Consider the following 21,926-nt stretch of genomic DNA (forward strand, 5'->3'; position numbering starts at 1 on the left):
GGACCCGAGCACGGCGTCGTCGATCACGTGACCGGCGGTGCGGACGACGAACATGTCGCCCAGACCCTGGTCGAAGATGATCTCGGCGGCGACGCGGGAGTCTCCGCATCCGAACAGGACGGCCGTGGGGTGCTGGCCGCCCACGAGCTTCGCGCGATCGGCGATGCCCTGGCTGGGATGGAGCGAGGTACCGCTCACGAATCTGTCGTTACCCTGACGCAGGGCCTTCCACGCGGACACGGGGTTGGAATTAGGCATGGGATCATTGTGCACCGGGCGTGTCGCACCGTCGCGGCGGGAGTGTGACGACCGCGGAAAATCTGTTTCCCCCGTGAACGAAGGGACTTGTGAGGACGAAGTGGCCGTTGACTCCTCCGCGCTGATCAACTGGTACGACGTACAGGCCCGGGATCTGCCGTGGCGCCGCGACGGCGTCACTGCCTGGCACATCCTGATGAGCGAAATCATGCTGCAGCAGACGCCCGTCGTCCGAGTGGCCCCGATCTGGGAGGAATGGGTGCGGCGCTGGCCCGTCCCGTCCCGCATGGCCGCGTCGAGCCAGGCCGACGTACTGCGCGCATGGGGCAAACTCGGCTACCCGCGTCGCGCGCTGAGGCTCCACGAGTGCGCAGGCGTGCTGGCCGCCGAACACGGCGACGTGGTTCCCGGCGACGTCGACACTCTCCTCGGCCTGCCGGGTATCGGCGCCTACACAGCGCGCGCCGTCGCCTGCTTCGCCTACGGACAGCGGGTCCCCGTCGTCGACACGAACGTCCGGCGAGTGGTCGCCAGGGCAGTGCACGGACGCGCCGAGCCGGGAAATCCCTCGACGACGCGTGACCTCGCCGACGTGTCCGCGCTGCTCCCCCGCACCCGCGCGCGGGCCGCCACGTTCTCCGCGGCCCTGATGGAACTCGGGGCCACCGTGTGCACCGCACGCTCCCCCGAATGCGCCCGCTGCCCGCTCCCCAGCTGCGCCTGGGTGGATGCCGGACGTCCCGCGCACACCGGTGAGCGCCGGAAGGTCCAGAAATTCGCCGGCACCGACCGTCAGGTGCGCGGCAAGCTCATGGCCGTGCTCCGTGAAAGCTCCGCCCCGGTCGAACGCGTGCGGCTCGACCAGGTGTGGCCGGGCGATCCGGGCCAACGCGACCGCGCCCTCCACTCCCTGCTGATCGACGGACTGGTCGAGCAGACCGACGACGGACTCTTCGCCCTCGCGGGCGAGGGCAGCTAGCTCACACCGGAACCGCTTCGATAACGGATGACCGGGGACCTTGCGTGATCAAATCCAGCGTGAATCCGTGGTCGGTCAACAGTCGGCGCCATTCGGTGATCGTGCGCTCGCGACCTCCCAGGAGAACCAGCATGTGGAGATCCAGCAGAGCCATAGGGTGGGTTGTCGCCGATTCCGGCAGGACCTGCTCGACAATCATCAATCGTCCACCTGGCGGGATCGCTTGCCGGCAACTGCTGAGGATCTTGCCGGCGGACGCGTCATCCCAGTCGTGGAGAATCTGAGACAGCACGTACACGTCACCATTGCCTGGGACGTCGTCGAAGAAGCTTCCGCCCACGACTGTCGTTCGTTCACCGATGCCCGCCGAACCAAACGTCGACGGCGCTTCCGCGACCACATGAGGCAGATCGAACAAGACTCCGCGTAGATGCGCGTGCCGATCGAGCAACCGGGTGATCAGCGCGCCGGTCCCGCCACCGACGTCGACGACCGTTCCCACGTCAGACCAGTCGTGGTCGAGCAAAGGCAGCAAACGCAACTCGACCAGCCCTGCTTGGCCCCGTGCGAACTCATCGGCTGCCGACGGATTCTCGGACAACCATTCGAAGTACGGCTTTCCGAACGCCGTTGAAAACGATTCCTTCCCCGTCCGGATCGAATGCGCTGCGTGCCCCCACACGAGGTAGGCCTCGTTCGACATCAAGCCGACCAAGTGACGTAGCGAGCCCGGAGCGTCTGCCCGCAGAAGCTCACCGGCCTCCGTCAACGCAAATCGCCCTCCACCGACTTCCGCAAACAAGCCTTCCGCGACGAGGACCCGCAGGAATCGACCGAGTGCGTCGGCGTCGGCGCCCACACTCGCCGCGAGATCGCCGAGCAAGCACGCACCGTCCGCCAATCGGTCGGGCACACCCAGTTCACAGACGGCTGAAATAGATTGGGAAACGATGTATCCCATGATTTGTTTTCTCACTCGGTGGTTGACATCGCTCATGTTCACGCCACCTCGGACAGCCGCGGGAAGAGTGACATCATCGCAGCATTTTTCAAATACGACGCGCCTGCCGTACCGCCGGTGCCAGGTACCGTTCCGATGACTTTCAGGGTGATGCCCCAGTGGCCGCGCTTCATCGCAACCCACGCACGGTCCAGGCGCCGCATCGCCTCCTCGAGAACGAGTGCATCCGGATGCGTCTTCCGCATCGAGAGATACACGTCCTGCAACGTAGTGTCCCCGACATCGACCTTCCCAACATGCTCGAAGTCACGGGGATCGAGTGGAGCGCAGGCGAACTCGACCTCACGAAACGCGCGCGACTGCACCGCGCTCCGCCCATGGGTGAAGCCGCGAATAATCGAGAAGGCGTCAACCGGCATCGTCGTGAGAACCCGGAAGAGCGCAGGCACCGCTTCGAGGCGGATCGACGCCCGGTCGAGGCGACTCTTTGCCGCTGCAGCCAGACCGTGGCGCAGGTCACGGATCGCCATCGAAATCGCTGTCGCGACTTGCCGATACAGACCTTCGAAGATCTGGATGCAGCGGATGAACATCTGCTCGTCGTGCAGGCGCGTCGTCGGCAACAACGTCAGCCGAACTGCACTTCCGATCTCTTCGGGGACGCCGTTCAGCGCCGGCGCGGCGTGTGAAGCAAACGAACTGTAGTCGGCGCCCGGCTGAGCCAGCGCCGCAAGACCGGCCGCAACGACGGAAGGATCGAGCGAGAAATCGGGTGCGAGCCTGTCGAGTTGGGTCACGACCCGTGTCACTGCGCGCGTCCGGACCACCTGGGGGGCGTGTGCCGACCTCCCGAGTGCTCGCGCCTCCAGCAACGCGAGGTCCATGGCCGCGGCAGCAACGAAGGCGTCCACGCGCTGCGCGTCATCGGACCGGACGACCTGGTCGAAATAGTCGAGCCCGACATATGACAGATAGTCGCCATTCTGAGCATCGAATGTCATCGGTAGCCAGGCACCGAGAACATGATGCGCACGGTTGTTGTCATGGAAGTTTTGCAGCATGGCGACCAGGTGGGGCCGGACCCCGTTACGCCCGACCGTCTGATAATGGGCCGCGACAGCCGCATGGGGAAACTCCGCGTGTCCCGCCTCCCATTGTCGGAGCGCATTCTCGATATTGCGTCCAGACAATTCATCGGTCGTCGCTTCAGCAGCCTGAAGGCACGCGCCTCCGACGCCGATCACGCCGGAACGAACAAATTTCTGCTCGGCTTCGAGCATCGTTTCGGAAATCAATGCGAAACTCGCCTCTCATCCGTACTGCGGTGTTCAGCTAGCTTCAACGACGCGTGGCGAATGCGGATAGACACCCTAGGGAGACTTCTCGACACCCTTTCCGCTGGGGGGGTGACGTTTTCAACCCTGGGGTGCCTGTTCCGCCCGCAGGCACGTGCCCAGGATTGGGAGCGATACAGAACTCGAGGCAGGTCGATCCCACAGAAGGAAGAAATCTATGCACATAATCGCCAGAAGCGCACTCGAGACGATCAACGAAGCCGTTGTCGGCGGGAGCGTCCACAACCTGGGTGTCGTCAAGATATTCAGCCAACACCCTCAGTTGGCGCAATTCGTTCCTGCTTCCAGCAATTTGGCGATCAGCTGGGTCAGGTTGGAGTGCGGTGAGGTGCTGGCGGTGCACAAGCACCCGGAGCCCAGTCTGATCCTGATCTGCGAGGGTTCCGGACGAACGATGGGCAGTGCTGAGCAGGAGGTCGGTGCGGGAGACATGATCCTCGTCCCCGGCGACTCCTGGCACGGCTTCGAAGGAACCCGGGACGGTTTCTGGGCGCTCTCGATCCAGTTCAACGGCAAGGCACTCTACGAGGACGCCGCGAAGCCCAACGCGGTGTTTGCAGGCGAGGTACCGAATCGGGCGGCTGTGCTCCTGGCGGACAACGAGAAGTACCTGCAGCAATTTGGTACCAGCAGCCTGTTGCGGCTGATCGATGACCCCTCGTTCGACGACCCCCACGTTCGGGAACGGCTGCTCGACTGCCAGCAGACCTGGTCGGACGTGTTTCAGGACCTGCTGCACCTGCGTGTCGCGATGACTACCGATACGGCGCACAAGCAGGTGGCGCTCGACCATCTGGTCGAGGAACTGGGCCATAACGACAACCTGCGCAACCAACGGGGATCAGCGCACGTGCCGGTCACCGATGAGACGTTCGTATCGACAATGGAGTGGTTCAGGCATCAAATGCTGTACCGGAGCGACATGGTGCGCACTCTGCTGATGCATGTGGTGCTTGAAGGTAGTGGCGAAATCTGGCACCGGGAAGCGGCGCGAGTGTTTCCGGCAATTCCGCACTTCCAAGAACACGGAGAAGACGACGGCCAGCACGTGAGTATGGGGATCGATCTGCTCGATCGCGCAACGCCGGCCGAGATTCGAGAACTCCGCGAAGCACTCGCCGAGGGATGGAAGATGATCACGCAATTGTGCGACAGAATCGCGTCGCTCGCCCTGGCCGACACGGCGGTCCCCACGTACTCCACATGCTGAGCGTCCTCAGGAAAGTCGTCTGGTTCGAGGTTCCCAAACCCCGAACTCGACTCGACCCTGTGCCCAACGCCTCGCACCTTGCCAGATGGCAGCGGTGGTGTGACGCGGCGCAGCGGGACAGCGTGAACGAGCTCCGAGGCGAGCGACTGAGCAGATCCGTCTTCGGCGGACTTCGTCGTGACATCATGCTCGGGCTCGTGGCCATCGCGGTCAATGCAGGATGCGCCTTTGGTGCTGCGATCACGCTGAAATCGCTGATCCAGCATCTCGTCACCGGCGATTCAGCACTCACGACGAACCTCACGCTTGGTATCACCTGCATCGTGCTGACCTACTTGGCGTGGCTTGCATTGAATCACACCTTCATGCAAGCCGACGTGGTAGGCATCGGAGCCCGGACATACATCGAACAAAGGCTGCTGCACAAGAAACGCAGCATTGCCCCTTCCGACCAACCGGCCGACCTGGTCACGCTTCTGGACCGGGAGGCAGCACGCGTCGAAAATGCGTGGTCGGGACTCATTTTCATCATTCTGGCACTCGCAACTATCACCTTTACCTCCGCGTACTTCTTCGTGGCGTTGGGACTGAGCGCTCTGGCGGCACTGTCGGTGATTCTCGTCAGTTCCGCGGTGATCTACTGGAACGCCAAACAATTGAATGCCGCGCACGCTGCACTGACGGTGACGGCGGCAGATCGCATCGAAGTCGGCCTGTTTTCGCTGAACAATCGCCTGCTCGCGTGGCTCAAGAACTGGAACGACGAACTGTTTCGGCGCTATGCCGACAAGCGAGATGGCGAGGAGCGCGCGCTCCTGAAAGCGGCGCGTCTCATCGCGCGGATCAACCTCATATCGACACTCACTCCGATCGTTGCCATGCTTGCCGCGGTGTTTACCCAGCTGGCCCACGTTGGTTACGTCGATCCAGCAGGCCTGCTGTCCACAATGGCGCTGGTCGGAGGCTTGAAATCCGTCGCCAACAATATCCCCTTCATTGTTCAGAGTCTGTCCCAGGGCATTGTCGGGCACACCAACGTTGCGAAGTACCTATCCAGTCCGCACTCGCTGGACACCGATACGACCGCAACGCGCCTACCGGCAACAACGGCGAAGCACATCGCCGTCGTCGGCGCCGCAGGCAGTGGCAAGACATCCGTTCTGAAAATCGGTGCACGCCACAGCAGCCAGGTGAACAGCAAAACGTTCTTCGTACCGGATGAACCGTGGATATTCCCTGGCGGGCTCTACGAGAATTTGTGTCTCTATCGAAGCGAATTTACCGACGACGAGGCCCGTCGAGCCTTGACACTGTCCCGACTTCCCGGAACCTTCTACGGCGACTACCTCTCGAGCAAGTCACGCGACCGGAACGAGGGCTGGAACGTGTCCCGCGGGCAGGGGAAGCGGCTGGAACTGGCACGGGCAATATTGGCCGAACCGAAGTTCGTTTACCTGGATCAGCCCACAGCAGGGCTGGACGACGACCTGGCGAATGGGCTGTTGGCCTCCCTTCTGCGCGGGCCGTGGCACGACACCACGGTCATTTATGCAACGGACAAGCCCGATGAAAAAGATGCTGCAGACGAGATATGGGTAGTGGCCGGAGGCGAAGTCGTGGAGGTGATGCGAAACCTCACACCACGTGCGGCAAATCCTGCTCGAGAACGCAAAAGGTATCTCGCTCAGGAGGATCGTTCGGTCGCTGGCTCTTCCCAGGGCGTGGACCGAGCGGAGTTCTCGACTTCGTCACGCCGCAGTCTGATGAGCCTGGGCGTCGCGAAGGTCGCGGTTGTCGCGTGCGTCCTGTTTGCGTGCCGCGACGTTCTGACGATTGTCGGTGACTACACAGCTGCCAGCGGAATTTCGACCACGAATGCGCGGACAGCAGCGACAACCCTCATCGCCGCACTGTCCGCCGGGGCCCTCCTGTCGATTTTCACCTCCCTGTTCATAGTCAAACGCAGCATCGTGGCGGCATCCCGAAACTGTCGGAATTACTTCTCGACCGTCATGAGTCCAAAGCCCTCCAGGCCGGCCTTCGACGAGGTCGATCAGGACTATCAGAGCAAACTGACTTGGGATCAACGACGTATCGACGAACTTCTGCCAGAAGTACTTCTGAATACGCTGGGTGCGGTTACATTGCTGCTCACGACCGCCGCCTTCGTTTTGAGCAAGAACATTTTCGTCCTGCTGCCCCTTGTCGGGATGTGCTTCGCCTACTGGCACAGTTCGAAGCGATCGGGAAGGCGACTGCAGGACTTCAACGATAGAGAGATCGGGACGACGTCGACCGTGTTGGAGCGGGTCGAGGCCATTACCTGGAGCTCAGCGAGATTCGACTTGGCACGCGACAATTCGGCCCTCGTCAATTGGCTGAACAAGAGTTTGATGAATCGCGCCTTCGCTTCGATGGACAATGCGGGCGCGCGCCGCTGGTTCAATTACAAGCTCGATTTGATGGGTGTGCTCTTCCTGTCGGTCGTCGTCGGTTCAACCGTGTTTGTCCAGGCCGGCGGCGGACCCGGCCTCAGCGGTGTTCTCGCGCTCAGTCTCTCGTACAGCCTCATCGCTGTTTTCGCCCGAGTGGGCCGTTGCCTGGTGGACCTCAGACAGGTTCTCGACAGCGCGGATCGTCTCCTCACGCCTCCGACCTGCCCGGCGCCGTGCTGGACCGGCTCAGCAGTTGAAGACGCAGCGCTCGTATCATTTTCGGAGGTAACGTACGTCGCGCCGCACACCGGGGCGGTGCTACTGGAAGAGCTTTCCGAGTCCTTTGCCAGCCGAGACGTCGTGGTCGTCATGGGCCCGAGCGGGGTCGGTAAGTCGACATTTGCGAAGCTGGTTGTGGGCAGACTGCAGCCGACAACAGGCGTCCTCTCTACATTGGGCCGGACGACGGGATACGTCTCGAATTCCCACGCCGAAGACATCCTCCTCCTGACGTCGAGTCCGATCTTCAAGCCAGGCAGATTGATCGAACACTTCAACAGCCCGTTACCGCTCGAATTGGCTCGCGTCGTCGACTATCTCGACGTGGCAGACGTCGTCGGGCGACTACCGTCCGGATTCGACGAGCCCGTCCCTGCCACCGGTCAGTTGAATCTGAGCAAGACGGAACTGCAGCGGCTGGCGCTCCTCGACCTGTTGATCAATCGCCCGGCGGTCGCAATTCTCGACGAAGCGACTTCCGAGTTGAGTACAACAGCAGAGCTCTCGATATTGCAGGCCGTGATCTCTGCCTTGCCGGACACGCTCTTCTTCATCATCACGCACAATCCCGGGCTGACCGAACTTGCCAACCGAGTCTTCCACTTCAACGGCGAGCGACGCCTCCTCGAGAATTCTGGCCAGTCGCACACGACAGCCGATCGGAACTGGAATGGAAAGGAGGAAGACCATGGAATGGCTGCCCCAACGCGATGCGTTCTGTAACAGTCACAACGTTCCACGGCCACAACTTCCGCTGAGGAACATCGCGCACTGGAACGCGGCACTCCAGGGCAGCGTGAGCAGCAGTGACGCCCTGCATCACGAGCGAGCGTACGTCGCACCCGGATACTTCTACATGCCCGTGTGCGACGAGCCCGACGATCGGACATTGGCGGAGTTGTCGAGCCTGGCGTCAACCGCCGACTGGTTGTTGGTCCCTTCCCTTCGCAGATCCGATCGCCGTCGGCGCGCCGACGTCATTGCAGTTCCATTCATGAAGGCGGCATTCTTCCGGTCTTCGCGAAGTGTGGACCTCGCCCTGCGAACCGCGGTAGGACCCAGCCAATACAAATCAATCGTCAGGCTCACGAGGAAGGCCGAAGCGGCGTGCACAACCGAGATACACCGTCTCTCGGACGTGGCAGAAGACAATCGGGTCCTGCGCGATTTCGCCTGCCTTCAGGCCTTGAATGTGGCCAAGTACGGACACTCCAAGAACCTCTATACGAGCGATGTGCTGCGTATACTGGCACACTCGTCCGAAGGTGAGAAATACTTCGTGAAGCTGGACTACGACAAGTATTCGAATACTCCGTTGGCCGGATCACTGAGCTACGCCGACGATCACCGTGGCGTGTTTACGAAACTCGTTCGGGGACTGGACCATGACCGAATTCCGCGTGGGTTGAATCTGTATATCGCCGACTACTACCAAATGTATCATTTCGCGGATCGGCTGGGTTTCGCGGACGTCTGTCTCGGACGAGGCGCCATCGACGCGAAGGTCCGGGTGGGCGCAATTCACATTGTGAACCTGGACAACTGGCTGATTCCGGTCAACACACAGCGTACACAGGCGATGCAGGACTACGCGAGATCGCGACATGGAGACTGAGATGATCAGCGAAATAGCCTGGGCAGATGGAAGATGCGTGCGATTCGACGAGGTGATCCTGTCACCTGCCACCCATGGGTTGTCGTATGCCACGTCGGTGTTCGACGGTATCCGCACGTACGGCGGCAGCATCTTCAAATGCGACGACCACATAGCGAGGTTGCGGCGGTCCGCCGAGTTGTTCGGGCACACCGTGCACTATTCGAATGCGGACTTGGCCGACGCTTGCCACGAATTGGTGAGGGCCAACGATCTGGCCGATGCGTACATCAAGTGCTTGGTCTTCTATGACGACACCGATGTGAGTTTCAAGGCGCAGGGCTCTTCCAGCAAGGTGGTCCTGTTTGCCCTGCCCTTTCCTTCGAATTCGGCCGCGGAGCAATATCGGCTCTCGACGGCAACGTGGCGGCGTGCACCCGCCTCGTGCCACCCGTATCAGGCGAAAACGTCGTCTACCTACGCGTTGAGCTACTTGAGCCACCGCGGGCGGGCCGACGGCTACGATGATGTGCTCTTCCTCTCGACAGCCGACGCTGTGTGCGAGTCGAGCGGCTCGAACGTGTTCTTCATCAAGGGAAACGCATTGTTCACGCCGACTGCCGAATTGGCCCTCGACGGGATTACCCGAAGGGTGATAATCGATGAGCTGTGTCCGCGACTGAAGCTCTCGGTAACGGAACGCGACATCGCCTACGGCGAGATCGGATCGTTCGACGCCGCATTTCTGTGCGGGACTGCGATCGAAATCATGGAGGTTTCCGGCATCGACGAGATCCGGTATGCGAAGTCCGCAGTGGTCGATGCGATTGCAACCGAGTATCGGCACTTGACCAACGGCCGGTCCGCGATCCGATGACGACCAAGCCAAGGTGGGTCATCCTTCCCCCCAGGGTTCCTAGCTTCACGGCCGTCGGCCCGGGATAGTACTGGAAGGTGAAAGTCCATTTCACCGAACGATATTCCATCCAGCGGGGTCTTCTGAATGAAACTGCTCATTCTTTATCGCGTTCCGTATTCCTTCATCGAATACCATCGTGTAATCGATCATGGAATTCACGATGTCGTCTACGTGGGCTCGAGCGCGCAACTTGCGACCGTGCCGCCCGACCTTCCTTGTACGAGGGTTGAACGCCCGGGTCGAGCAGGTCTGGCCGAGGAAGTTCGCACTCTGTTCTCCCCCGACGATGCCTTCGACCGAGTCATCAGCGTCTCCCAATACGAGATGATGGAGGCAGCGCAGATAAGACGGAGCCTCGGAATAGAAGGAGTATCACCGGAGCAGGTCCACATCGTGAACGACAAGGTAGCGATGAAAGCCGCAGTCGCAGGATGCGGACTTCGCGTGCCCAGATTTGTTCGCTGCGATGAGGCGCTCACCGCTTCGTCCGCCGATGTCACTCCTTGGGCTGGGAAGACGGTGCTCAAACCACTCGATGGAACCGCCAGCAAGGATGTTTTCGTTTTCGCCACCTACGCTGACGCCGGCACTGCGATTCTCAACCACCCTACAGGTCTGGAGGACTGGGATCCGGAACGCTTCCAGCTCGAAGAATATGTGGAGGGGCCGATCTTCCACTTCGATGGCGTGATGCTTGCCGGTGCGCCGGTGGCGATCGTCGCCAGCAGATATCTGGGCACTTGCCTCGAGTTTGCCCAGGGAGTTCCGCAGGGATCGATTCAAGTCGACGACGACGGTGGGCGTTGCAAGGTAGCGGTCGAGTACCTTCGGGCCGTGGGTATCGACAATGGCCCATTCCATCTCGAAATGATCGAGGCCGCAGATGGAATGGTTTTCCTGGAGGTCGGCGCCCGCCCTGGCGGCGGACATATCAAGGAGACATTCCGGCTTGCCACAGGCATCGACTTGGTCGCGGCCGGTTTGGCCTGCAACCTCGATTGGTCACCTCTCGAAATCAATCCACTGAAACGGTGGTTCGAAAGTACGGCGAGCAGTACGGTCTACGGGGATTTCATGTTCCCGGGTCACCTGCTTCCGTCGCGGTATTGCGCGATATCGGGTGGAGAACGATTTCAGGCCCACCCAGACGTTGTCCGATGGAAGGAGCTGGACGCGGGCGCTTCTCTTCCGGAGACCGTGAGCTATTTCGATTTCGAATTGCCCGTCAGCGGCATCGTCGCCGGCCGGTCGAGCTCTGAAGTGACTTCACTCATTCGCGAAATCCTGACGACCGTGCAAGTCGTACCGATTGAGCAGCCCACGCAATGCCCCACACCTGGCTGACCGGGCAGAACGTGAATCTGCCCGGTCAGTGCGGGAGCGCGCTCGTCTCCACCCGAATCCGATCCTGTGCCTCAGCCAACCGGCGCTCGGCGTCCACGAGATCAGTGCCGACCGCGACTATGACACCTTGACGATCCGCAGAGGACCGGAGCGGACCGAGGTGTTGCCCTGGTTCGAGAGAACACTGCAACCGGATTACCCCCTCGGCCTGACGCGCGGCTTCGATGCCCTGCACGCGTTCGATCACCACATTCTCGTAACCAAAGAATGCGACGCAGCCTGCACCGCGCCCGGGTGCTCGCGATTGCGGCGGCAGCCCGGCAAGATGACAGATCGACTCCCGGACCAGATCGCGACCCATCGCACGGTGCACCAGCTCCCAAATGAAATCGCCTCCAGGACGGGTATTGCCCTCGATGATCCGTGGCCCGGCCGAACCGATACGCACTTCGGTATGGGCCGGCCCAAAGGAATGACCGATCGAACTGAGGAAATCGGTGACGAGACCGCGGAGCTCGGCAAGGGCCGATGCCGCGAGCACGGCCGGCATCAGATGACCGGTTTCGATATACCGTGGCGGGCCGGTGGTGGTTTTTGCGGTCACCGCGATGATGTCGTGCCGGCCATCCGTGGTGAAGGATTCGACGCTGTATTCGGGGCCGTCGATGAACTCTTCGACCAGGGTCGGCCCGGGGTACTCGCCGCGAGAGCAGGCGAATGCGGATTCGACCTGGTCAAGGCTGGAGACGCGAAGAACACCGGAGCTGCCGGCACCTTCAGCCGGCTTGACGATGATCGGGCCGCCAACTGACTGAAGAAAGCTCCGTACCTCGGAGGCCGAATCGCAGCTTCGGGTCAGCACAGCTCCGAGATCACGGCCGGCCAGGTGCTCGCGCATGGCGATCTTGTCGCGGGTCAACCGGACGGCTTCCCGCGCATTGCCCTTGATGCCCAATGCCTCTTTGATCACGGCGGCCGGCATGAGGCCGTGCTCGGTGAATGACACGACGGCATCGACGGGTTCAACCTCGTGCAGCTCCTGCGCCATGCTGAGCGCCTCTGCCTGGTTGCGGTAGTCGAATACGCACAGCCGGTGGGCGCGCCTGGCCTGCCGCGCGGTGACCGATTCGGAATTCTGAAACACAGTCAGCTCGACCGGTAGATCTTCGATCATTCGGAAAGTCTCGTCATGTCCGCCGACGATCAAAATGTGAGCCATGCCGACCCAGCTCCTCGAGGTCCGCTGATTCCCGGAGGTCTCGCTCGTCCGGCCGGTCTCACTTCCGGCCCTCGATTACGCTGAAGCCGCAGGGCAGGAGCGTACTGCCGGTGAGTCCGAGGCCTGCGCGCTCGTATAGGCGCGCGTAGTCCTGAATCGTGCGCTCCCGGCCGCCCGTCATGACCAGCATGGCGACGTCCACCACATTTCCCCAGACGTATTCGCCGTCCCCGCTGATCACCCGCTCCAGGACCAGGATCCTGCCGCCGGGCGCGAGTGCGTTCGCGCAATTGGTGAGGACGCGTACCGAGTCGTCGTCGTTCATCGTGTGGAGAACGCTCTTGAGCAGGTGGACATCGCCCCCGCCAGGCACCTCTGTGAAACCGTCGCCGGGCACAATGCCACACCGCTCATCGACGCCATATTCCCGCAAGGTGTGACCGGCCCTGGCCAGCGAGAACTCCAGGTCGTAAATCGTGCCCCGCAGATGATCGTGATTGCGCAACAGCTGGGCGGTCACGATGCCGTAGCCACCGCCGACATCGACGACGTGCCGATTGTCCGTGAAATCGATCGCTTCCGCGGTCTCGAGACCGGCGCGGACCGAGATCTCGTGCCAGCCCAGATGGAAGCGCTGGGCGGAGTCGGGGTGCTCGGCCAGGTACTCGAAGAGGGATTTGCCGAAGAACTGGCCGAATCCTGTCTGTCCCGTACGTGCGCATTGGAGCAGCTCGCTCCAGGCCAGGTACGTTTCTGCGCCGGCAAAGAGCTCCACCTCGCTTGCGATCGATTCCGGATTATCCCTGCGCAAGAATTCGGCTCGCGGCGTGAGTGCGCATCTGTCCTGCTCGTCCACGGAGAAGATCCCCGCGCTCATGAGTAGGCGGAGGATCCGCTTCAGCGCATCGGGATCAGTGCCGCTTCGTTGTGCGAGGTCGGCAAGCGCCATTGGGCCCCCCGCCAGCAGATCGGCGAGCTCCAGCTCGACGGCTACGAACAAGCAGCTGGATATGTTGTAGCCATGAACCATTTCTTTGACACAGAGACGGTCGGGCTTGTCACGGAAGTCGAAATACATGTGCGCCTTCGAATAGGTCGTGGAGTACAGCAGTACGTGGAACTCCCGGACTCCCGGGCGTTCAACCAGCGTGAGGTTTCACCGCGTCGCGCGATAGATACCCAGGGGCTGGCAACCATCCACCCCCGCCCGCACCAAGTAGGTTCAGGTGGTAATCGCAGGGTCCGATTCCGACCCCAGATTTCGCACCAGCCAACGCCTGTCGACGAGATGCATGAGGACCGGGCACACGTACCGGGGATCGTGCGGCTGCCACAGACCGCCCTCCAGCGCCGAGGCGTCGAGTACGTAGAGCGCCTCGACTCCCGGGGCGACCATCCTGGTGGCTGAACCGATTCCCCACGTCGCCGGATCTGGCAGCATCGCCCGAAACGACCGCACATGCACGCGCTCGAGATGCACCCACAGCGGATGATCCGGCGGCCCGGCGAGGGCCGCCTCAACCGCCTCACCATTCCAACCGTCAACAGTCATCTGATAGTGGTTGTCACGCACCCACTTCTGCGCGAGTACCGCCCGGAAGTCGGGATCCACGTTCGGCCATACCGACAGCAGATCCCGGTCCACATACACCGGCATCAGGAATGCCCACGCCGCATTCACCAGATCTGTATGCCCGAGGAACCGCACCAGTTCGGCCGGATCCACCGCACGAGGCTGCCGGTACGTCTGCCGCACCTCGGGCGGCAACGAGTCGATCTGCTCGTCGGTCAGCTCCGGAAGGGCGGAACAACTCGGCATCGGCCAGCGTCAGCAGCAGGTTGTTCAGGGTCTGGGGAAGCCAGACGCACGCGTCGAGAACCACCCGACAGGCAGCCACCGGTTGCCCTGCCCCTCGATCCGCGGGTCGAGGGGCAGGGTGTCAGACGCGTCGCCGGGGTCTGGGGTTTCCTCGTGCGCCATCTCCTCGAACACCTGACCGCGTCGCGCGCGCTCATGTTGTCGAAAGGCCAGCACGTCCGCCAACTCCACCCGCTGGTGCCTGCTCGGCGACGAGTAGGAAATCTTCCCGGCCTCCAGCAACCGCACCAACGTCGGGGGGTAATGCCCAGCAGTTCCGCGGCCTCCTGCGTCGTCAACACCGTCCGATGCGGCTCCACCGTCACCACCTGCCCCCGATCCAGAGCCGTGACCGCGTCGACGAGCAGCCTCCGGACACTGTCCGGCAACGGCGCCGAACCCTCCGGAGTCGAGATCGTCACATCATCCTGACCAGCGATAACATACTTTAACGCGGTGAGTAGGTCCCATCGTCGGCGCCCGGCGGCAACACCGTGTGGTTCATCAGAGCGGCCATACCCCAACCATAAAGCGAAAAAACGAACACACTCTCCTGCGCAGCGGACGAGGTGTCTCTCAGCCCAGCCCGTCGAGGAACTCCTCGACCACTTTCCGGTACTGCTCCGGCTGGTCGTCGTGGACGAGGTGCCCGGCCTGCTCGATGCGGACGTACTCGGCGCCGGGATGCCGCTCCGCCATGGTCCGCATCTGACCGTCGGGGGTGATCGTGAACTCCCCTTCGATCAGCAGGGCCGGAACGGTGATCGACGCCCACTGGTCCCAGAAGTGCCTGCCACCCCACTCCTCGGAGATGTCACGGAACGTGTCGACGTCCCCGTGCAGATACCAGCCGTCGGCGCGTTTCTCGAACGAGTCCAGGAAGTACTGTCCGGCAACCGGACCGAAGAACTCGAAGAGGTCCTCCCGCGTCGCGAACGGCTGTGGCCATTTCGAGATCATCGCCGCCCAGTCCGCGGCGGTCCGGCCCCGGAAGTCAGGGGCCATGTCTTCGAGCACAAGCGCCGACACCTTCGCGGGGTGTTCGGCCGCCAGGCACCACGCGTGCAGGGCGCCCATCGAATGGCCGATCACCACCCACGGCTCGGCGAAGGGCGCGAGTGAGGCGGCGAGGTCTTCCACGAACGCTTCCGTCGTCAACCGCGACGGTGCGGGCCTGCCGTGACCTGCGGCGTCGAACGTGAAGACGTGGCCGTGCTCACGCAACCACGGCACGTGCCGCCCCCAGGTCCGCGCGCTGCCCATCAGCCCGTGCAGTAGCAGAATCGGCTGTCCCGTTCCACCCTCGTCGTGCAACGCACTCTCACCTGCCACCCCTCCGACGCTAGCGGAGTAATCTCGCCCGCATGGCAGTGGTGAAGATCAACGCAATCGAAATCCCCGAGGGTGCAGGCCCCGAACTCGAGAAGCGCTTCGCAGCGCGCGCGCACGCCGTGGAGAACTCCCCCGGCTTCCTCGGATTCCAGCTTCTGCGCCCCGTCAAGGGCGAGAACCGCTACTTCGTCGTCACCCAGTGGGAGAGCGAAGAGGCATTCGCGGCGTGGCGCGACGGTCCGGCCAGAGAAGCGCACGCGGGTGAGCAGAAGAAGCCGGTGGCGTCCGGAGCTTCGCTGCTCGAGTTCGAGGTCGTTCTCGACGTCGCGGCAGCGAACAAGGGCTGAGAGACGGGGCCGAGCGGGAGGATTGACACGACGGCCCGCCGGGTGCAAAAGTTCGCAGGACAAAGCGATGGTTCGGCAGGAATCCGGTGCAATCCCGGAGCGGTCGCGCCACTGTAAATCGGAGTAGTCCTTCACGGGAGCCACCTCGACAGCCAGATACTGCGGCCATCGCCTGGACCTAGGGGACGCGAAATCCCAGGAGGAACTATGGCACTCGCCTACGCACCCGGCTCGTCGGTCGACACGACCCGTCTCGCCGTCATCTCTTTCGCGATCGTTCTGTTCGCGATGCTCGCTCTTTACCTCGTTGGTTTCGACCAGGGCGCGATTTCGCGCAGTGGCATGTACATGCATGAACTGATGCACGACGGCCGCCACCTCCTGGGTCTGCCATGCCACTGACCGATTCCTTCGCGAAACTCCTCATCCGCGGTCTGCTGGCCGGCCTGATCGCAGGCATCCTGGCCGGTGGCGTCGCGTTCGTCCTCGGTGAGTCGCACATCGATGCGGCCATCGCGATCGAAGAGTCGAACAGCGCTGCCGAAGCCGAAGTCCACTCGCACGACGCCACTCAGGCAGCCGAGCCGGCCGGGCACTCGCACGACGAGGAAGACGCACTGGTCAGCCGTGACGGACAGCGCTTCGGGCTGTTCCTCGCCACGTCCCTCGCGGGCCTGGCTCTGGGAGCGATCTTCGCCGTCGTCGCGAATTACGCACGTCGAGTGACGACGCTGTCCGGACCGCTGCTCGGTCTGACATTGGCCACATTGGGCTGGTTGGCAATCGAGGCGGTGCCGTTCTTCAAGTACCCCGCCAACCCGCCGGCTGTCGGAGACCCCGAAACGATCACTCAGCGCACCTGGCTGTGGCTCGCCGCCGTCGTCCTGGGTCTGCTCGCGGTGGTGGCCTCCGTCTTCGCGGCGAAGGCCGTCGCAGCGCAGGAATTCCTGTCGGTGCGAATCGCGGCGCCGGTTCTCGCCTTCCTCGTGGTGGTGACCATCGGCTACCTCGTGCTGCCCACCGTCAACGAAGTGGGCGACGACTTCCCCGCAGTGCTGCTGTGGCAGTTCCGGCTGTCGTCCCTCGCGACGCAGGCCACGTTGTGGCTGGTTCTCGGACTGGCATTCGCGTTCCTCACGGAGCGCGCCACCCGGGCCACGGCGCCCGCGCCGGCGAACGCCGCCTGACCCACAGGGCGTCAGCGGGATTTGTCCCATCGGGCCGGGTCCGCCTCCAGGGCGGCCCGGTCCCAGGCACCCCGCTCGGCGGCCGCGTCGTACGTGCTGTGCAGGAACTTCAGCAGTGCGGCATCGGGATCGTCTGCGGTGCGGACGGTCTCGTACGGCAGCAGGAACTGCCCGTTCTCCTTGCTGTAGAACGCTCCGTCGGGCCCGACCGGGTAGTCGGCGAACCCGTCCGGCTCCGGGTAGGCGTACGCGTAGAACGCACCTTCGACCCCACCGCCGGGCCAGAAACCGCAACTGCTCAGCTCGTGCGAGTACCCCTCGACCATCACCCAGTCTCCGCAGTTCGGCGCTCCCCCAGGGTGAGTCGGTGCTGTTCGTCCGGAGAACCGCGTACAGGCCAGGTCGAGCGCACCCCAGAAGAAGTGCACGGGACTGACCTTCCCGATGAAATGGGAACGGAACTCGTGCAGGACGCGGTCGGCCTGCACAAGCTGCCGCCAGAACTGGTGCACCGACTCACCGTCGTACGAACAGTGCTGCGTGTCCTCCGCGAACGGGACGGCGGGGTCCACCTCGTTGGGCCGGGCCAGAATGGTCGTCGCCACACCCAGCTCGGCCAGCGTGTCCATCGTCTCCGCATAGAATTCGGCCACCGACTTCGGTTCGAGGGCAACCGTCCCGGTACCGCCCGTGCTGGTGCGGATCACCAGTCGATGATCGGCGAAGTCGAATTCGATGTCGAAACAGTCGGTGCCGTACGGAATCGTCGACGTCGTGAGACCGCGGGGGCTCACGTACAGCGGGACCTGCCACCAGTGGTTGATCAGCGGTGCGTGGGCCAAGCGGATCTTCCCGACGATCTGCGTCCACATGTGCAGGGTGTTCCGCGTCGACGTCCAGTCGTCCACCTTCAACGCCGGCCACGCATCTCCGGATCGTGTCTGCTCACGCACAGTGCCTCCCTGCCGACGACGTGCATTTCAATGTGCCCCTGGTGCGGGGTGATGGCAAGCGTGTCGCACCGATACCCGGGTAGGGGTGGACTCCACTCTCCGGGGTGATGTGCCGCGACGTCGCCGATACCAGCATGGGGACATGACCACTCGTACTGCACCCTCGGTCCCGCAGCCGGTCGAGCACGCGTACTGGCTGCTCGGCCTCGCCCTGTTCGCCGGCGTGGTCGAGGCCATCGCACACACGTCGACGGCATTGGAGGGCCCCGACGCCGACGTCGGCAGCCTCGCCCGACAACTCGTGGTCCGCGTCGTCGTCTACGGCGCGGTGCTGTTCGTCATGACCCGATTCCGCAGTGGCCGGGCGTGGGCGCGGAACACCCTCGCGATCGGTCTCGGCGTGTTCGGTGTCGCTTCGCTCGTGATGGAACCGATCGCCTGGATGTGGGCCGGCAACGACTCGATGTCCGCCGTCTCCGGCCTGACCCTCGACGTCGCGGTGATCGCGACCGCCCGGCTCACCCATCTCGTGGCGGTGATCGCGGCGGTGGCACTCATGTTCCGGCCCGACGCCAACCCGTACTTCACGCGCCGCTAGTTCACCGGCGCCGCGCTCGCCTGCGTCAGAAGCTGCAGGAACACGTCCTTCGGTTGCGCGCCGGACACGGCGACGCGGCGGTTGGCGACGAAGAACGGCACCGCCGACACCTGCAGGCGACGGGCGACCTCGAGGTCGGCGCGGACCGCGTCCGCACCGGCATCGGACTCGAGTTCGGCGCGCACGGTGTGGGCGTCGAGCCCGGCACGCGACCCGATGTCGACGAGCACCTCACGGTCGTCGATCACGGCCCCCTCACCGAAGTGGGCGCGGAACAGTGCCTCCACCACGGTATCTCGGTGATCTCCCGCCAAGTGGATCAACCGGTGGGCGTCGAAGGTATTGGCGGCGATCACGGTGTCGAAGTCGAGACTCAGGCCTTCGTCGGCCGCCGTGCGCGCAACGTGACCGAACATCTGACGGACCTGCTCGGCAGGCATACCCTTGCTCTCCACCAGGGCGTCGAGTTCACTGCGCCGTTCCCCCACCGGCGTCTCCGGCGACAGCTGATACGACCGCCACACCACGTTCACCCGGTCGCGCCCCTCGAACTCCGCGAGGGCCGACAGGAAACGGTGCTTGCCGATGTAGCACCAGGGGCAGGCGACGTCGGACCAGATCTCGATCTCGATGTCGCCGTCGGTGTTCTGCTGTGTCGTCACAGTTCAGTGGAACGAATCGCTGGCGCATTCTGTTCCGCCAGGTTCGACAGGTGTTTGTCTTGGTTCGCCGCGCTGCATTTCCGCACGCCGGATTCGACCGAACGGTACGGTGATGGGATCGACACGGCGGGAGTAACGTCGTATCGATCGTGCCGCTGAGCAAGGGGCGCTCGTCGCGATGCCCGGACAATCGGCGGTTCGATGATCGTAAAACCCGAAGATCGTGGAACCCGAACTCCTCCAGGAGTAGCCATGGTTTACGTCTCCTCACCGAGCAAGTCCGTCGAGTCACTCGGAATCGTGTTGATCGCCGTCGGAGTCGTCCTGCTCGCTCTGCTCACCCTCTACCTGGTCGGATTCGACCAGGGTGCGATCTCCCGAAGTGGCATGTACCTGCACGAATTGATGCACGACGGCCGCCACCTCCTGGGAGTTCCCTGTCACTAGTTCCACCACGACGGAGCACGCGATGAACTCTCCAGCAGATTTCGAAGCACAGGCGAACAGGGTCGCGGAGTACGGCCCGGTCCATCACGTCGAGATGGATTCGCCGTATTACCTGTCCAATTCCGCGTTCGACGCGTTGCGGCACGTTCTCCACGACGTCGGAGGCCAGAACGCCCTTCCCGTCAAGTACGAGGAGAAGGTCGAAGAAGACTGGGAGATGAGCACATACGTCACGTGCGAATGCCTCGGGTGGCGCGGTGTGTGGAACTCCGAGGAGCGCCGCCGCGCCGAGAACGACCTGGGCGCCACGCTCTACTTCGGGTTGCCGTACTACGCGCGGTGGATCACGGTGGCCGCCAAGACGCTCATCAACAAGGGCCTGATCACGCCCGACGAACTGTCCGCCAAAATCGACGAAGTCCGGGCCCGTTCGGGTGGCGGGAACGCGACTGGAGGCCAGTCATGACGAAGTTCGAGATCGGCGACCGGGTCACCGTCAAGGACGCGACGTCGATGTTCCACACCCGAACCCAGGCATTCATCCGCGGGCACACCGGCGTGGTCGTCGAACACCGCCCGGAGTGGGTGATTCCCGAGGACGAGGCGTGGGGACGCGTGGAAGACGGCCGGACCGAGCCGTTCTACGTCGTCCGCTTCCGGCAGACCGACCTGTGGCCCCGCTACACCGGATTCGAGATCGACACGTTGGAAACCGAGTGCTCCGAGCGCTGGCTCGAGCCGGCAGGAGAGGCGGACACATGACGCATTCGCACGACGATCACGCCCCGATCCAGGCCTCGGAGGAGGTCAGCGAGTTCGAGATCCTGGAGACCGCCATTCGGGAACTGTCCATCGAGCACGGCCTGTTCTCCCGCGAGGATCACCGCCGCTTCTCCGAATGGGCCGAATCGGTAGGGCCGTCGGGTGGTTCGAAATTGGTCGCGAAGGCGTGGGTCGACCCGGAGTTCAAGAAGCGACTGCTGGCCGACGGCACCGAAACCTGCAAGGAAGTGGGGATCGACTGGCGCGATCCGACCGGATCGGGCACCCCGAGCGACTACACGTACTTCTACGTGCTGGAGAACACCCCGAAAGTCCACAACGTCATCGTCTGCACATTGTGTTCGTGCTATCCGCGGCCCGTTCTCGGTATGTCTCCGGACTGGTACCGCACCCCCAACTATCGCCGCCGGTTGGTGCGCTGGCCCCGCGAGGTGATCGCCGAATTCGGCTTGCACTTCCCGTCGGATGTCGAAGTGCGCGTGCATGATTCGAACCAGAAATCACGATTCATGGTGATGCCGATGCGCCCGGAGGGCACCGAGGGGTGGAGTGAGGAACAACTGGCGTCGATCGTCACCCGCGACACGATGATCGGTGTCGCCGTACCGCAGGTCGACTGGACCGCGACCACACCACCCTCGGACAACGGAGGAACCGCGCGATGATGACGGACAAGGCCTACGACGTCATCCTGAACACGCTGACGCCGGAGACGACCCGCGACGACGTCACGCTACCGGACCTCGACCGCAAACCCGACCCGTGGGAATCGAGCATGCAGGCCACCGCGGAATGCCTGTCCTGGCGTGGCGCCTGGGACAATCTCGACAGGCGCCACACCGAGGACCAACTGGGCGAAACCATTTACCGCGACTTCCCCGTCCGCTCCCGGTCCGTCGTCGCCACCGCTCACGCGTTGATGGACAAGGGCGTCATCAGCCCGGACGAACTCGAGGCGAAGATGGAGGAAGTGCGCGCACGGTTCAACCGTCAGTAGCCGACTGCACTCAGGATTCGAGTGCCGCGTCCAGCGTGATCTCGACTCCGGTGAGCGCCTTGCTCACGGGGCACGACTCCTTGGCGGCCTGAGCTGCCTTCGCGAACCCGTCGGCGTCGAGACCGTCCACCTCGCCGCGGACCGTCAGCTTGATGCCGGTGAGCTTGAACCCCGGGTTGTCCGGTCCGAGTGAGACATCCGCCTTCACC

25 protein-coding genes, 1 pseudogene and 1 riboswitch are annotated in these 21,926 nt (G+C 63.1%); of the genes and pseudogenes, 15 read left to right on the forward strand and 11 right to left on the reverse strand.

What is annotated here, in order from left to right; translation table 11 throughout:
• Positions 1-258 (reverse strand): carbonic anhydrase (locus tag QM693_RS36845; protein ID WP_283354769.1); only part of this gene is annotated, 258 nt, incomplete at its 3' end.
• 100 nt (positions 259-358) lie between these two features.
• On the opposite strand from QM693_RS36845, the gene QM693_RS36850 reads away from it, so the two are divergent.
• Complete coding sequence (locus QM693_RS36850; protein WP_283354770.1) at positions 359-1,237, forward strand: HhH-GPD family protein; 879 nt, start codon at positions 359-361, stop codon at positions 1,235-1,237.
• Between the two features lies 1 nt (position 1,238).
• Here QM693_RS36850 and QM693_RS36855 read toward each other — a convergent pair whose 3' ends face one another.
• Positions 1,239-2,234: a methyltransferase gene (locus QM693_RS36855; protein ID WP_283354771.1), complete on the reverse strand. Its 996-nt coding sequence runs from the start codon at positions 2,232-2,234 to the stop codon at positions 1,239-1,241.
• A 2-nt stretch (positions 2,235-2,236) separates the two neighbouring features.
• Positions 2,237-3,493, reverse strand: a complete 1,257-nt coding sequence (locus QM693_RS36860) for a tryptophan 2,3-dioxygenase (protein WP_283354772.1) — start codon at positions 3,491-3,493, stop codon at positions 2,237-2,239.
• A 217-nt stretch (positions 3,494-3,710) separates the two neighbouring features.
• Between QM693_RS36860 and QM693_RS36865 the strand changes: the two genes are divergently transcribed.
• From QM693_RS36865 to QM693_RS36885, 5 genes are all read left to right on the forward strand, one after another.
• Positions 3,711-4,763: a cupin domain-containing protein gene (locus tag QM693_RS36865; RefSeq protein WP_283354773.1), complete on the forward strand. Its 1,053-nt coding sequence runs from the start codon at positions 3,711-3,713 to the stop codon at positions 4,761-4,763.
• Complete coding sequence (locus tag QM693_RS36870; RefSeq protein ID WP_349307539.1) at positions 4,757-8,200, forward strand: ATP-binding cassette domain-containing protein; 3,444 nt, start codon at positions 4,757-4,759, stop codon at positions 8,198-8,200. Before QM693_RS36865 ends, QM693_RS36870 begins: the two co-directional genes overlap by 7 nt.
• Positions 8,166-9,092 carry a hypothetical protein gene (locus tag QM693_RS36875; RefSeq protein ID WP_283354775.1) on the forward strand — a complete coding sequence of 309 codons (927 nt, stop codon included), beginning with the start codon at positions 8,166-8,168 and terminating at the stop codon, positions 9,090-9,092. Before QM693_RS36870 ends, QM693_RS36875 begins: the two co-directional genes overlap by 35 nt.
• Before the next feature lie 37 nt (positions 9,093-9,129).
• The gene (locus QM693_RS36880) at positions 9,130-9,948 is read left to right on the forward strand and encodes an aminotransferase class IV (RefSeq protein WP_283354776.1); all 819 of its coding nucleotides are present in this window, start codon (positions 9,130-9,132) and stop codon (positions 9,946-9,948) included.
• A gap of 126 nt (positions 9,949-10,074) precedes the next feature.
• Complete coding sequence (locus QM693_RS36885; RefSeq protein WP_283354777.1) at positions 10,075-11,334, forward strand: ATP-grasp domain-containing protein; 1,260 nt, start codon at positions 10,075-10,077, stop codon at positions 11,332-11,334.
• 25 nt (positions 11,335-11,359) lie between these two features.
• Here QM693_RS36885 and QM693_RS36890 read toward each other — a convergent pair whose 3' ends face one another.
• The 5 genes and pseudogenes from QM693_RS36890 to QM693_RS36905 form a co-directional block, all read right to left on the reverse strand.
• Positions 11,360-12,553, reverse strand: coding sequence for an ATP-grasp domain-containing protein (locus QM693_RS36890; RefSeq protein WP_283334954.1), 1,194 nt, complete (start codon positions 12,551-12,553; stop codon positions 11,360-11,362).
• 58 nt (positions 12,554-12,611) lie between these two features.
• Positions 12,612-13,631 carry a methyltransferase gene (locus tag QM693_RS36895; RefSeq protein WP_283354778.1) on the reverse strand — a complete coding sequence of 340 codons (1,020 nt, stop codon included), beginning with the start codon at positions 13,629-13,631 and terminating at the stop codon, positions 12,612-12,614.
• A gap of 144 nt (positions 13,632-13,775) precedes the next feature.
• Positions 13,776-14,372, reverse strand: coding sequence for a hypothetical protein (locus QM693_RS36900; protein ID WP_283354779.1), 597 nt, complete (start codon positions 14,370-14,372; stop codon positions 13,776-13,778).
• A gap of 120 nt (positions 14,373-14,492) precedes the next feature.
• Positions 14,493-14,916 (reverse strand): annotated as a pseudogene (locus QM693_RS37695) (helix-turn-helix domain-containing protein); the annotation flags it as partial.
• A gap of 71 nt (positions 14,917-14,987) precedes the next feature.
• Positions 14,988-15,743 (reverse strand): alpha/beta fold hydrolase, encoded by a 756-nt coding sequence (locus QM693_RS36905; RefSeq protein WP_283354780.1) that lies wholly within the window; start codon positions 15,741-15,743, stop codon positions 14,988-14,990.
• A gap of 32 nt (positions 15,744-15,775) precedes the next feature.
• On the opposite strand from QM693_RS36905, the gene QM693_RS36910 reads away from it, so the two are divergent.
• The 3 genes from QM693_RS36910 (at position 15,776) to QM693_RS36920 (ending at position 17,277) form a co-directional block, all read left to right on the forward strand.
• Positions 15,776-16,090 carry an antibiotic biosynthesis monooxygenase family protein gene (locus QM693_RS36910; protein WP_005262175.1) on the forward strand — a complete coding sequence of 105 codons (315 nt, stop codon included), beginning with the start codon at positions 15,776-15,778 and terminating at the stop codon, positions 16,088-16,090.
• 51 nt (positions 16,091-16,141) lie between these two features.
• A riboswitch (cobalamin riboswitch) is annotated at positions 16,142-16,274 on the forward strand.
• Between the two features lie 23 nt (positions 16,275-16,297).
• Positions 16,298-16,492, forward strand: coding sequence for a CbtB domain-containing protein (locus tag QM693_RS36915; RefSeq protein WP_005244930.1), 195 nt, complete (start codon positions 16,298-16,300; stop codon positions 16,490-16,492).
• Positions 16,483-17,277, forward strand: a complete 795-nt coding sequence (locus tag QM693_RS36920; protein WP_280779113.1) for a CbtA family protein — start codon at positions 16,483-16,485, stop codon at positions 17,275-17,277. The genes QM693_RS36915 and QM693_RS36920 overlap by 10 nt, the downstream gene beginning before the upstream one ends.
• 11 nt (positions 17,278-17,288) lie before the next feature.
• Here the strand turns inward: QM693_RS36920 and QM693_RS36925 are convergent, their stop codons facing one another.
• Positions 17,289-18,230: a DUF5996 family protein gene (locus QM693_RS36925; protein ID WP_283354781.1), complete on the reverse strand. Its 942-nt coding sequence runs from the start codon at positions 18,228-18,230 to the stop codon at positions 17,289-17,291.
• Positions 18,231-18,372: 142 nt separating this feature from the next.
• Between QM693_RS36925 and QM693_RS36930 the strand changes: the two genes are divergently transcribed.
• The gene (locus QM693_RS36930; RefSeq protein WP_283354782.1) at positions 18,373-18,828 is read left to right on the forward strand and encodes a hypothetical protein; all 456 of its coding nucleotides are present in this window, start codon (positions 18,373-18,375) and stop codon (positions 18,826-18,828) included.
• On the opposite strand, the gene QM693_RS36935 is transcribed toward QM693_RS36930, so the two are convergent.
• Positions 18,825-19,490 (reverse strand): DsbA family oxidoreductase, encoded by a 666-nt coding sequence (locus QM693_RS36935; protein WP_283354783.1) that lies wholly within the window; start codon positions 19,488-19,490, stop codon positions 18,825-18,827. The two genes, QM693_RS36930 and QM693_RS36935, sit on opposite strands and share 4 nt — an antisense overlap.
• A 252-nt stretch (positions 19,491-19,742) precedes the next feature.
• On the opposite strand from QM693_RS36935, the gene QM693_RS36940 reads away from it, so the two are divergent.
• Genes QM693_RS36940 through QM693_RS36960 form a run of 5 tightly spaced genes read left to right on the forward strand, consistent with a single transcriptional unit; the run spans position 19,743 to position 21,717 of the window.
• Positions 19,743-19,937, forward strand: coding sequence for a CbtB domain-containing protein (locus QM693_RS36940; RefSeq protein ID WP_005244942.1), 195 nt, complete (start codon positions 19,743-19,745; stop codon positions 19,935-19,937).
• A gap of 22 nt (positions 19,938-19,959) precedes the next feature.
• Complete coding sequence (locus QM693_RS36945; RefSeq protein WP_105419464.1) at positions 19,960-20,403, forward strand: SH3-like domain-containing protein; 444 nt, start codon at positions 19,960-19,962, stop codon at positions 20,401-20,403.
• On the forward strand, positions 20,400-20,699 hold the full coding sequence (locus QM693_RS36950) for an SH3-like domain-containing protein (protein ID WP_009477495.1): 300 nt from the start codon (positions 20,400-20,402) through the stop codon (positions 20,697-20,699). Before QM693_RS36945 ends, QM693_RS36950 begins: the two co-directional genes overlap by 4 nt.
• Entirely contained in the window at positions 20,696-21,385 is a 690-nt protein-coding gene (scnC, locus tag QM693_RS36955) for a thiocyanate hydrolase subunit gamma (protein ID WP_005244945.1), read from the forward strand. Before QM693_RS36950 ends, scnC begins: the two co-directional genes overlap by 4 nt.
• Positions 21,382-21,717 (forward strand): SH3-like domain-containing protein, encoded by a 336-nt coding sequence (locus QM693_RS36960; protein ID WP_011596832.1) that lies wholly within the window; start codon positions 21,382-21,384, stop codon positions 21,715-21,717. The genes scnC and QM693_RS36960 overlap by 4 nt, the downstream gene beginning before the upstream one ends.
• A 10-nt stretch (positions 21,718-21,727) precedes the next feature.
• On the opposite strand, the gene QM693_RS36965 is transcribed toward QM693_RS36960, so the two are convergent.
• The coding region (locus QM693_RS36965) for an OsmC family protein (protein ID WP_283354784.1) at positions 21,728-21,926 on the reverse strand (199 nt) is incomplete at its 5' end.

The organism is Rhodococcus sp. IEGM 1305 (assembly GCF_030058635.1).
GTDB classification, from domain to species: Bacteria; Actinomycetota; Actinomycetes; order Mycobacteriales; family Mycobacteriaceae; genus Rhodococcus_F; species Rhodococcus_F opacus_D.

Coding starts and splice junctions, on each gene's coding strand:
- QM693_RS36910 (WP_005262175.1), top strand. CDS start 15,776: ATGGCAGTGGTGAAGATCAACGCAATCGAAATCCCCGAGGGTGCAGGC.
- QM693_RS36885 (WP_283354777.1), top strand. CDS start 10,075: ATGAAACTGCTCATTCTTTATCGCGTTCCGTATTCCTTCATCGAATAC.
- scnC (WP_005244945.1), top strand. CDS start 20,696: ATGACGCATTCGCACGACGATCACGCCCCGATCCAGGCCTCGGAGGAG.
- QM693_RS36950 (WP_009477495.1), top strand. CDS start 20,400: ATGACGAAGTTCGAGATCGGCGACCGGGTCACCGTCAAGGACGCGACG.
- QM693_RS36900 (WP_283354779.1), bottom strand. CDS start 14,372: ATGCCGAGTTGTTCCGCCCTTCCGGAGCTGACCGACGAGCAGATCGAC.
- QM693_RS36875 (WP_283354775.1), top strand. CDS start 8,166: ATGGAATGGCTGCCCCAACGCGATGCGTTCTGTAACAGTCACAACGTT.
- QM693_RS36940 (WP_005244942.1), top strand. CDS start 19,743: ATGGTTTACGTCTCCTCACCGAGCAAGTCCGTCGAGTCACTCGGAATC.
- QM693_RS36895 (WP_283354778.1), bottom strand. CDS start 13,631: ATGTATTTCGACTTCCGTGACAAGCCCGACCGTCTCTGTGTCAAAGAA.
- QM693_RS36930 (WP_283354782.1), top strand. CDS start 18,373: ATGACCACTCGTACTGCACCCTCGGTCCCGCAGCCGGTCGAGCACGCG.
- QM693_RS36920 (WP_280779113.1), top strand. CDS start 16,483: ATGCCACTGACCGATTCCTTCGCGAAACTCCTCATCCGCGGTCTGCTG.
- QM693_RS36865 (WP_283354773.1), top strand. CDS start 3,711: ATGCACATAATCGCCAGAAGCGCACTCGAGACGATCAACGAAGCCGTT.
- QM693_RS36890 (WP_283334954.1), bottom strand. CDS start 12,553: ATGGCTCACATTTTGATCGTCGGCGGACATGACGAGACTTTCCGAATG.
- QM693_RS36960 (WP_011596832.1), top strand. CDS start 21,382: ATGATGACGGACAAGGCCTACGACGTCATCCTGAACACGCTGACGCCG.
- QM693_RS36915 (WP_005244930.1), top strand. CDS start 16,298: ATGGCACTCGCCTACGCACCCGGCTCGTCGGTCGACACGACCCGTCTC.
- QM693_RS36945 (WP_105419464.1), top strand. CDS start 19,960: ATGAACTCTCCAGCAGATTTCGAAGCACAGGCGAACAGGGTCGCGGAG.
- QM693_RS36855 (WP_283354771.1), bottom strand. CDS start 2,234: ATGAGCGATGTCAACCACCGAGTGAGAAAACAAATCATGGGATACATC.
- QM693_RS36870 (WP_349307539.1), top strand. CDS start 4,757: ATGCTGAGCGTCCTCAGGAAAGTCGTCTGGTTCGAGGTTCCCAAACCC.